This window comes from Paraburkholderia phymatum (genome assembly GCF_040965635.1).
GTDB classification, from domain to species: domain Bacteria; phylum Pseudomonadota; class Gammaproteobacteria; order Burkholderiales; family Burkholderiaceae; genus Paraburkholderia; species Paraburkholderia phymatum_B.
This window is the reverse complement of sequence record NZ_JBFRCH010000071.1, coordinates 1-9918: the sequence shown is the minus strand read 5'-3', so window position 1 is coordinate 9918 and position 9918 is coordinate 1. Positions and strand designations below refer to the sequence as shown.

Annotated in this window: 4 protein-coding genes and 1 pseudogene; 1 reads left to right on the top strand and 4 read right to left on the bottom strand. The window is 56.7% G+C overall.

All coding sequences use genetic code 11. The features are described 5' to 3' along the window. Nucleotides 1-67 (bottom strand): annotated as a pseudogene (locus AB4Y32_RS40870) (transposase); the annotation flags it as partial. Between the two features lie 847 nt (nucleotides 68-914). Between AB4Y32_RS40870 and AB4Y32_RS39880 the strand changes: the two are divergent. After that, a complete protein-coding gene (locus AB4Y32_RS39880; RefSeq protein ID WP_368726498.1) occupies nucleotides 915-6344 on the top strand; it encodes an AAA family ATPase in 5430 nt (1809 codons plus the stop codon). A 140-nt stretch (nucleotides 6345-6484) separates the two neighbouring features. Here AB4Y32_RS39880 and AB4Y32_RS39875 read toward each other — a convergent pair whose 3' ends face one another. From AB4Y32_RS39875 to nifD, 3 genes are all read right to left on the bottom strand, one after another. Then, complete coding sequence (locus tag AB4Y32_RS39875; RefSeq protein ID WP_368726497.1) at nucleotides 6485-6694, bottom strand: hypothetical protein; 210 nt, start codon at nucleotides 6692-6694, stop codon at nucleotides 6485-6487. Nucleotides 6695-6862: 168 nt separating this feature from the next. Continuing rightward, a complete protein-coding gene (nifK, locus tag AB4Y32_RS39870) occupies nucleotides 6863-8422 on the bottom strand; it encodes a nitrogenase molybdenum-iron protein subunit beta (protein ID WP_342937644.1) in 1560 nt (519 codons plus the stop codon). Between the two features lie 71 nt (nucleotides 8423-8493). Next, on the bottom strand, nucleotides 8494-9918 hold a 1425-nt coding region (gene nifD / locus AB4Y32_RS39865), incomplete at its 5' end, for a nitrogenase molybdenum-iron protein alpha chain (RefSeq protein WP_342945192.1).

Below are 9918 nucleotides of genomic sequence, written 5' to 3'. Positions count from 1 at the left end.
GCTCATCGGGGAACAGCTTCGGCGCCTTCGGGTTCTTGCTCTTCTTGGTCACTGTTGCTTCGGTCATAGGACGTTATTTCCGTTATCGTCTCATGACCTCGGCACACTAAAAATCTGACAGGCTCGCTCGTCCGCAAGCAGCTCCCGTCCCGCCCCATCCTGGAGCGACGAACGCCCGCGAGTTTTGACAGAGCTGTAGCAGCTTAACGATGGTCATCGAACGGGTTGCTTTTATACAACTTCTCAACACGTACTTGCTACCCTGATGGATGACCTTTCCGCGGGCGATCATCACCATACCCTTTTAACGCAGTAGCACCGGGCGGTTTGAAGCCTGCTGCTACAAATCGACTCCGGGGAGGCGCACGCAATACGGCGCCACACGGATTCACTTGTGTTCGTGACACACATTCGGGTACCACGTGGTGCCTGGTTGCGGACGAGAACCTTGACCGGTGAGCAAGGCCCACGCCGAACGTGTCGCACTAACGTCGAATGATTTCGAAGCGGACGACAACGCCCCGTTTGAACAACAACTTCTCGATGTCGCGCAGGCTCAACTGAACCCGGTAGAACATGCGCACGGCGCGACTGTTGACGCTTGCCGTCGATGAAGCGCAATTCTTTCGCCTTCCGCATCGCCAGATTTAGCCGACTCACTCGGCAACGTGACAATACCTCCCGAACGAGTATCCGATTCGCGGACCAAGCTAGTGAACGGGCTGGCGACACAACCCAGCCAATGCCGTACGTTCGCACCGGTACATGTTCGGTCACCTTGTGACTGCTGCTCTCTTTAGAGCGCGCCCAGTCCCAGTCTCGTCCGACCACGCTTCTTCTTACATTTTATAGATGCCATACTTGCGGGGTGCAGCGCATAATTGTAGATTCGAACGGCTGAGAGTATGCGGTAAATGAACGTTCCACGTTTTTCCGAAAAACGAAACAACCGCCAAGTCCTCTGGGAGGACGCGGACCGTGTCCTCTGTCGGGTTTGTCAATCTCGCGGCAGCGAAAGCGTTCTGGTTGTACAGACCACGGCGGCGAATCCCTCAGCCGACACCATCCTTCGTCTCACGCATGAATTCGAGCTGAAGGAGAAACTCAATAGCACATGGGCGGTACGGCCGATGGATCTGATTCGCGCAGAAGGCCGGACTGTATTGGTGCTCGAAGACCCGGGCGGTGAGCCGCTCGAACGGATGATCGGCGCGCCGATGGAAATGGGAACTGTTTTACACGTTGCCATCGGCATTGCTGAAGCCCTGGGCAAACTTCACCAGCGCGGTTTCGTCCACAAGGACCTCAAGCCCGCTCATATTTTGGCAAACTGTGCGGATGGTTTCTTGCGGCTCACCGGCTTCGGCATCGCCTCAGAACTGCCCCGCGAGCGTCAATCGTCAGTGCCACCTGAGACGATTGCGGGCACGCTGGCATATATGGCGCCGGAACAGACAGGGCGAATGAATCGCTCGATTGATTCCCGAAGCGACCTCTATTCATTTGGCGTTGTGCTCTACCAGATGCTCACCGGTGTATTGCCGTTCAACGCCGACAATCCGTTGGAATTGGTGCACTGCCACGTTGCTCGCAAGCCGATGGCGCCGAGCGCGCGGGTGGGGAGAATTCTGCCCGTCGTCTCGGAAGTAGTTATGAAGCTGCTCGCTAAAACGCCCGAGGAGCGCTATCAGACTGCGGCTGGTGTGGAACGTGACCTCCGACGTTGTCTCACAGAATGGGAGCGACAGCGGCACATCGAAGTCTTCGCGCTCGGCGAGCACGATACGCCTGATCGGCTGTCGATTCCCAATAAACTTTATGGTCGGCAACGTGAGATCGACGCTATGGTCGCCGCGTTTGACCGCGTCATGGCTAGGGGCACACCGCAATTGGTGCTGGTTTCCGGTTATTCGGGCATCGGTAAGTCCGCGATCGCGAATGAGCTAAAGAAGGTGCTCGTGCCGCCACGAGCACTCTACACATCGGGTAAGTTCGACCAATACAAGCGCGACATACCGTACTCGACACTGCTGCCCGCTTTTCGTGATCTGGTGCGCCGGCTTCTCACCCTGCGAGAGACGGAACTGGCGATTTGGCGCGAGGCGTTCACGGAGGCACTGACGCCAAACGCGCGACTCGTAACTGACCTACTCCCCGAACTTAAGCTCGTCATCGGCGACCAGCCGCCCGTCCCCGAACTGGATTTGCATCAGGCACAACGCCGTTTCCAGCTAGCCTTTCGGCGGTTCGTGAGTGTCTTTGCCCGGCAGGAACATCCGCTGGTGCTGTTTTTCGATGACCTCCAATGGCTCGATACCGCGACGCTGGACCTGTTGCAGGATTTTCTAACCTGCCCGGATCTGAAGTATCTGATGATCATTGGCGCGTATCGAAGCAACGAGGTAGACACCAATCATCCGCTGATGAATAAGCTTCGGACATTCAGGAGCATGACCGCGGCGGTTGACGAGATCGCGCTCCTACCGCTCACCCGCGAGGACGTGGAGCGATTGATTGCAGAAGCGCTCCACACAACGCCGGAACGGGTCTCGCCACTTGTGCAGCTCATACATGATAAGACTGGCGGTAATCCGTTTTTCGTCATTCAATTTCTACACGCACTCGCCGACGAGCATTTACTTACTTTCGACCACAACCTGGCCTGTTGGCAGTGGCGTCTGCCACAAATTCGCGCAAAGGGCTACACGGACAACGTGGCAGACCTGATGGTCGTAAAGCTGGCCCGCCTCCCTGCCGAAACACGGCGGACATTGCGACTGCTCGCCTGTCTCGGCAATACCGCAACGCTCGGGATTCTGTCGAAAGTATTGGGGAAAACCGAGCAAAGTGTGCGCACGTCGCTGATACCAGCGGTACACAAGGAGCTTGTCGATGATCTGGGAGACGCCTACAGGTTTGCGCACGACCGGGTGCAGGAAGCTGCCTATTCGCTGATCCCAGAAGGCTTGCTTCCAAAGGTCCATCTGCGTATCGGGCGCCTGCTCGCGACACAAAACTCTCCCGAGAAGCGCGAGCAGGCGATATTCGATATCGTCAGTCAACTCAACCGCGGGACAGCGCTGATGGATGATCAGGAGGAACGCGACCAACTTGCTGCATTCAACCTGATAGCCGGCCAGCGCGCCAAGACGTCGACGGCCTACGAATCAGCGCTCACTTATCTCATCATGGGTGCGCAACTCCTAGCCGACGACTGCTGGGACCGCAAGCACGAACTCATCTTCACACTCGAGTTAACTCGAGCCGAATGCGAATTCCTGACCGGGCGACTGTCGAACGCAGAGCAACGCTTGAAGGTGCTGTCACTTCGCGCAACACGTATCATCGAACAGGCGCTCGTCATGTGCCTGCAAATGGACGTTTACCTGACTCTTGATCAGAGCGATCGTGCAGTCGCTGTCTGCCTCGAACATCTCCGTCGCGTCGGGATCCATTGGTCAGCCCATCCTAGTGAAGAGGAAGTACAACGAGAGTACGAGCGCATCTGGATCCGGCTTGAGGGTCGAGTGATAGAGGACCTCATCGACTTGCCGCTAATGAAGGACCCCGATTCTCTTTCGACGGCTGAAGTGCTGAGCAAGCTCTTGCGCCCAGCATGGTTCACGGACGCGAATCTGGCTTCGCTGACGATATGCAAAGCGGTCAGTCTCAGCCTGGAGCATGGCAACTGCGACGGGTCCTCTTTCGCGTATGTTATGTTTGCACGGATAGCGGGGCCGCGGTTTAACGACTATCAAAAGGGGTTCAAGTTTGGCGATCTCGGCTACAAGCTCGTCGAACAACGGGGCCTCAAGCGCTTTCAGGCGGTCACGTATCTTTGCTATGCGCTTTACGTCGCGCGCTGGACGAAACACGTGCGGATGAGCCGTGAGGTGCTGGATAATGCATTCAAGGCGGCGAATCGAAACGGAGACCTGCCGTCTGCCGCCTACACGTGCTGCCATGTCATTTCCAACCTGCTCTTTGTCGGCGAGCCATTAGGCGCGGTGGAGCATGAAGCCGAACAGGGCCTAGTCTTTTCCGAAAAGACGGGCTTTGGCATGGTTGTCGATAACTTGAACACGCAGCTCGCGCTAATTCGAATGCTTCGCGGCTCAACAATCCGGTTTGGGCGCCTCGATGAGCGTAACGTGAACGAACCTCGCTTCGAGCATCATTTGTCGGGCAATCCCGCGCTGGCGACGGCTGCGTGCTGGTACTGGGTCAGGAAATTGCAGGCACGATATATTGCCGGCGACTACGCGGAAGCTGTTGACGCTGCGGGAACGGCGCAACAATTGCTCTGGACGTCCTCCTCACATTTGGAGGAATGTGAGTATCACTTCTACGGCGCGCTCGCCCGAGCGGCATATTGCGAGCACGTTCCGGCCGGAGAGCGGCAGATTTGCCAAGACGCCATAGCGACGCATCATCGGCAACTGAAAATCTGGTCGAAGAACTGCCCCGCAAATTTCACAGATCGCGTGGCGTTGGTCGGTGCCGAGATTGCCCGGTTGGAAAATCGCGATGTTGACGCGATGCGGCTCTTTGAAGAAGCCATCGCGTCAGCACGCGCTAACGGCTTTGTCCATAACGAAGCTGTAGCGAACGAACTCGCGTCCCGATTCTACGCGACACGCGGTTTTGAGAAGATCGCACGCGTATATGCCAAAGAGGCCCGACAGGCCTACCAACGGTGGGGGGCCGAGGGCAAGGTGCGACAACTCGACGACCTTCATCCGCATCTCATGGACAAAGAGCGAGCGCCAACGCCAACTACCACTATCGGGGCGCCCATCGAACAATTGGACCTCGCTACCGTGATCAAAGTATCGCAGGCAATCTCGCGCGAGATTGTCCTGGACAATCTGATCGATACGGTCATGCGCACGGCGATCGAACAGGCGGGCGCGCAGCGGGGGATGCTCATCCTACCAGACGTTGACAAACAATGGATAGCGGCTGAAGCTACAACGGACGGCAACATGGCTCGCGTGCAATTGAGTACTGTACCCATTAATGCGACGTTGATGCCCGAATCAGTGCTTTACCATGTCTTACGCACCGGGGAGAGCGTCATCCTCGACGATGCCGCAGAGGACCCTGCATTTAGCACGGATCGCTATATCCGTGAGCATCGGCTGCGTTCTATCGTCTGCTTGCCTCTGACGAACCAGGCCAAGCTTACGGGCGTGCTCTACCTCGAAAACAATCTGATCACCCGCGCATTCGCTCCTGCTCGAATTGCAGTGCTTCGCCTTCTGGCCTCACAGGCAGCAACATCGCTTGAGAACACTCGCTTGTACGAGGACCTCACTGAGCGCGAAGCTAGAATCCGTCGTCTCGTCGACGCAAACATCATCGGCATCATCGTGTGGAACGCTAATGGCGACATTCTCGAGGCCAATGACGCATTTCTGAGAATGGTGGGATACGAGCGCGAGGACCTCGTCTCAGGTCGCATACGCTGGAGAGACCTGACGCCGCAGGAATGGCAAGAGACCACGCAAGATGCCCTGGCGCAGATTTTGCGCACGGGGCGCGTGCAGCCATCCGAAAAGGAATACATTAGAAAGGACGGCAGCCGTGTACCTGTTATGGTTGGCAGAGTTGCTTTCGAATCCAGTCGGAAAGAAGGCGTCGCCTTCGTGGTCGACCTGTCAGAGCGAAAAGAAGTGGAGCACCGCTTGCGGGAATCATACGAGATGCTACGCGAACTCACCTCGCGTCGCGAGACGGCTCGCGAAGAAGAGCGCAAACGCATCGCACGTGAAATGCACGACGAACTCGGGCAACATCTCACAGCACTTCGCCTAAGACTCTCGGCTTTGCAGATGAAACTTTACACTGACTGTCCGAAGCTTGTCGAGCAGACGCAGGCACTGGTTTCTCTCGTTGACCAAACAATGCAAGTTGTACGGGGCGTCATCACGTCGCTACGCCCTGCTGCGCTGGACACAGGCATCGTGGCCGCACTCGAGTGGCTCGCTGCCGAGTTCAATCGCAATCGACGTATCAAGTGTCGCCTGCGCGTGCACGATGAGAACATCACAATGGACGAGGATCGGTCTATCGTGCTGTTTCGCCTGGTTCAGGAGGCACTGACCAACGTCTCTCGTCATGCGAGAGCCACGATAGTGGTCATCACGCTCGAGCGAACGGCTAATGCTTACCTTCTCGAAGTACGCGACGACGGCCAAGGTTTCGACGTTCAGGCTGCGCGAAAGAAATCCTTTGGTCTGGTGGGAATGGAAGAGCGCGTTCTGATGCTCGGCGGCCAAATCGAAATTGTCAGTTCACCGGGTGCCGGAACTGTAATAAAAGCGAGTCTGCCTGATAGTTAGGCCGCAATGGCAAAATGCAGGATGCTCATCAAACGCACGCCGCACGCCATGCGTAAGATCGGCCGCAACGTCACAAATAGTTCGTCCAGATGCCATGCGGTACCGAAGCGCGGGGCGCGGCCCAGTGTGCGAAACCCGCGCTAAATGTTCACACCTGCGTCGAATGATTTCGTGCAGACGATAACAGCCCGTTTGGACAGCAACTCCTCAATGTCGAGCAGCAACTCAAAGCCGGTAACACCAGCGCACGGCGCAATAGACAATTTCAATTTGGCCGCCGAGCGGCGGGGCGCGCACTGACCATCACCCAGCGAGAGTTTCCAGTTCTTCTCGCCGACGTTAAAGGCCATATACAGGGACGGCCACCCGCCGTCGAATTCTGCCCGCGGAGAACCGTGTCAGGCGCATCCATTTGCGTCCCCCTTCGGTGAAAACTAGTGTGCGAGCCCGGTCTTACTCCTGCCGGGCGCACCGCCGCTGCCCTCCCATATGGTATCTACGTGAGGACCACACGGACGTCAGCGGACAATATCAAAGCTGTAATCTGTCTTCGAAATATCAATGGTATTCGCGTCCATTGTTTCGAAGAACTCGTCCAGCAGCGCCAATAGAATTCGCAAGCCGCCGGAATATCCCCAAGTCGGGTAGCGATGATAGTGATGGCGGTCGAATATGGGGAACACGAGCCGTACGAGGGGCGTCCCAGTGTCGCGCTCCAGATACTTTCCGTATGTGTTGCCAATCAGGAAGTCCACTGGCTCCGTGAATAGCAGCGAGCGCATGTGCCAAAGATCGCGTTTTGGGTAGACCTTGCATCCTGCACCGTATGGCGATGCATCCAATAGGGCCCTGACCTTCTCTGCCCAGCTATCGTTGCCATTCGTTGCGAGCACGTGCACCGGCTCCGCTCCGAGTTCAAGCAGGAATTGCGTGTACCCGAGCATCTGGTCCGGATCGCCATAAAGGGCGTAACGTTTGCCATGCAGATTCGCCTGACTGTCCGCCATTGCATCGACGAGTTGGCCGCGCTCCTTTTCGAGCTCTGCGGGAATTGGTCTGCCGGTCACACGAGAAATCTCCATGAGGAAGTGGTCGGTCCCGCCAACGCCGACGGGCGCATTCAGCGAGATCACTTCCTGGCCATGATCGGCGATGAACTTGCTCGTCTTCTCACAGCAAAACTCCTGAAAGACAAACGTTGCCTTCGCGTTCAACGCGTGCTCGACCTCCTCTTTCGTTGTTCCACCCTGGTACATTCGGAACTCGCCATCGGTTGGCGTATTCCATGTCTCGGACGGATCACAAATGATGTTGACCTTTATACCGAACAGATCAAAGATCCGTCGAACCTCTTTCATATTGCCGACCACGAATCCATCGAATCCACCGATAAAGTTAACGGTGTCGTCCGGCACGCGCGTGAGCGGTGTGGTAGTGCCAGCCTTGCCGTCCCAAAAATACTTCAGAATGCCCAATAGCGCATTGTCGTAGCCGGTCACATGGCTGCCCACAAACGCGGGCGTATGGGCAAATGGCACGTCATAGTCCTGCGGTACGCTGCCCTTCTGCTTACTGTTCTTAATGAACGCATCGAGGTCATCGCCGATCACCTCTGCCATACATGTTGTCGAGACGGCGATCATCTCGGGCTTGTACAGGTTGTATGCATTCGCGAGGCCATCAATCATGTTGTTCAGCCCGCCGAACACCGCGGCGTCCTCCGTCATGGACGAACTGACGCACGACGTCGGCTCCTTGAAATGTCGCGAGAAATGCGAGCGGTAATAAGCCACGCAGCCCTGTGAGCCGTGCACGAACGGCAAAGTCTTGTAAAAACCGTTGGCCACGAAGACAGCGCCAAGCGGCTGGCACGCCTTTGCTGGATTCACTGTCAGCGAATCTCGGGCAAAATTCTTCTGCTTGTAATCCTCAGTCTTTGTCCATTCGGCGACCTGCGTCACCGCCTCATCGGGATGATTGAACTCGAAGTTTTCCCTCTTGTTTCGGAGAAGCGCCTGATACTCTGGCTCGCGAAAAAGCAGTTCGTGATCGAGAATTTTGTCGGTGGATTGGGGCATGACACGCTCCTGAATCGAAAATCTGAACAGCCGTCTGTCGGCACCGTTGTGCTATTAGCGCCCGGTTGCGCTCAGGCAGCCTTTTTCCACGGGGCCTTCGAGAGACCCCATACTGGACTCGAGATCGCCATGTCCATGTCGCGCGCAAAGATCGCGAAGCCGTCGTAGCCGTGATAGGGGCCGGAGTAATCCCAGCTGTGCATCTGCCGGAAGGGGACGCCCATCTTCTGAAAGACGTACTTTTCCTTGATGCCCGAACCGACGAGATCCGGCCGCGTGTGCTCAACAAATTTCTCGAATTCATAGCCGGTCACGTCGTCGTAGATCAGTGTGCCGTCGTTAACGTGGTGCGTCGTGCGCTGGTAGTCGTCGTTGTGAGCGAACTCGTAGCCGGTGCCGACGACTTCCATGCCAAGGTCTTCGTACGCCCCGATAACGTGACGCGGGCGCAGGCCACCCACAAACAGCATCACCTTTTTGCCTTGCAGGCGCGGCTTATACCTGGCTATGACAGCATCCATCAACGCGCGGTATTTAGCGATCACTTTTTCAGCATTCGCCTTGATCGTGTCATCAAATCGGCTCGCTATCTCACGCAGACTCTTCTCGATCATTGTCGGACCGAAAAAGTTGTACTCGACCCACGGAGTGCCATACTTCTCTTCCATGTGCCGGCTGATGTAGTTCATTGACCGGTAGCAGTGCAGCAGGTTAAGCTTGGATCTCGGCGTACTTTCGAGTTCGGCAAGCGTGCCATCGCCCGACCACTGCGCGATGACGCGCAAACCCATCTCCTCAAGCAGGATCCGGCTTGACCACGCATCGCCGCCGATGTTGTAGTCACCGATGATCGCGACGTCGTAAGGTGTCGACTCGAGTGAGGGCCGCCTGTTCGGATCGGCCTGGTCGAACACGCAATCGCGGATCGCATCGTTTGCAAGGTGATGGCCGAGTGACTGCGACACACCGCGAAAACCCTCGCAGCGTACCGGCACGATCGTGTGCCGTCCGTACTGCGTGCTCTTCTTCTTTGAGACTGCCTCGATGTCGTCACCGATCAGACCGATCGGACACTCAGTCTGGATGGAGATACCTCTGTTGAGCGGAAAGAGCTCCTGGATCTCGTCGATGATCTTGTCGAGCTTCTTGTCGCCGCCGAACACGATATCCTTCTCTTGGAAATCGGAAGTGAACTGCATCGTGACGAACGTATCGATGCCCGTCGTGCCGACGTAGTAGTTGCGGCGCGAGCCCCACGAGTACTGGCCGCAGCCGACGGGGCCGTGACTGATGTGAATCATGTCTTTGATCGGCCCCCAGACAACACCCTTAGAGCCGGCGTACGCGCAGCCGCGAATCGTCATCACGCCGGGCAGCGATTTGATGTTCGATTTCACCCCACAGTCGAGCTTGCCCTGTTCAAAGGAACCCAGATGCTTGGCGCGGCGCTTGGCCATCTTTTCGGGGTATGCCTGCAGCACTTCGTCGATCAGGGC

Excerpts from the sequence above, each read along its gene's own strand:
- AB4Y32_RS39880 (WP_368726498.1), top strand. The coding sequence starts at position 915 with ATGAACGTTCCACGTTTTTCCGAAAAACGAAACAACCGCCAAGTCCTC.
- AB4Y32_RS39875 (WP_368726497.1), bottom strand. The coding sequence starts at position 6,694 with ATGGCCTTTAACGTCGGCGAGAAGAACTGGAAACTCTCGCTGGGTGAT.
- nifK (WP_342937644.1), bottom strand. The coding sequence starts at position 8,422 with ATGCCCCAATCCACCGACAAAATTCTCGATCACGAACTGCTTTTTCGC.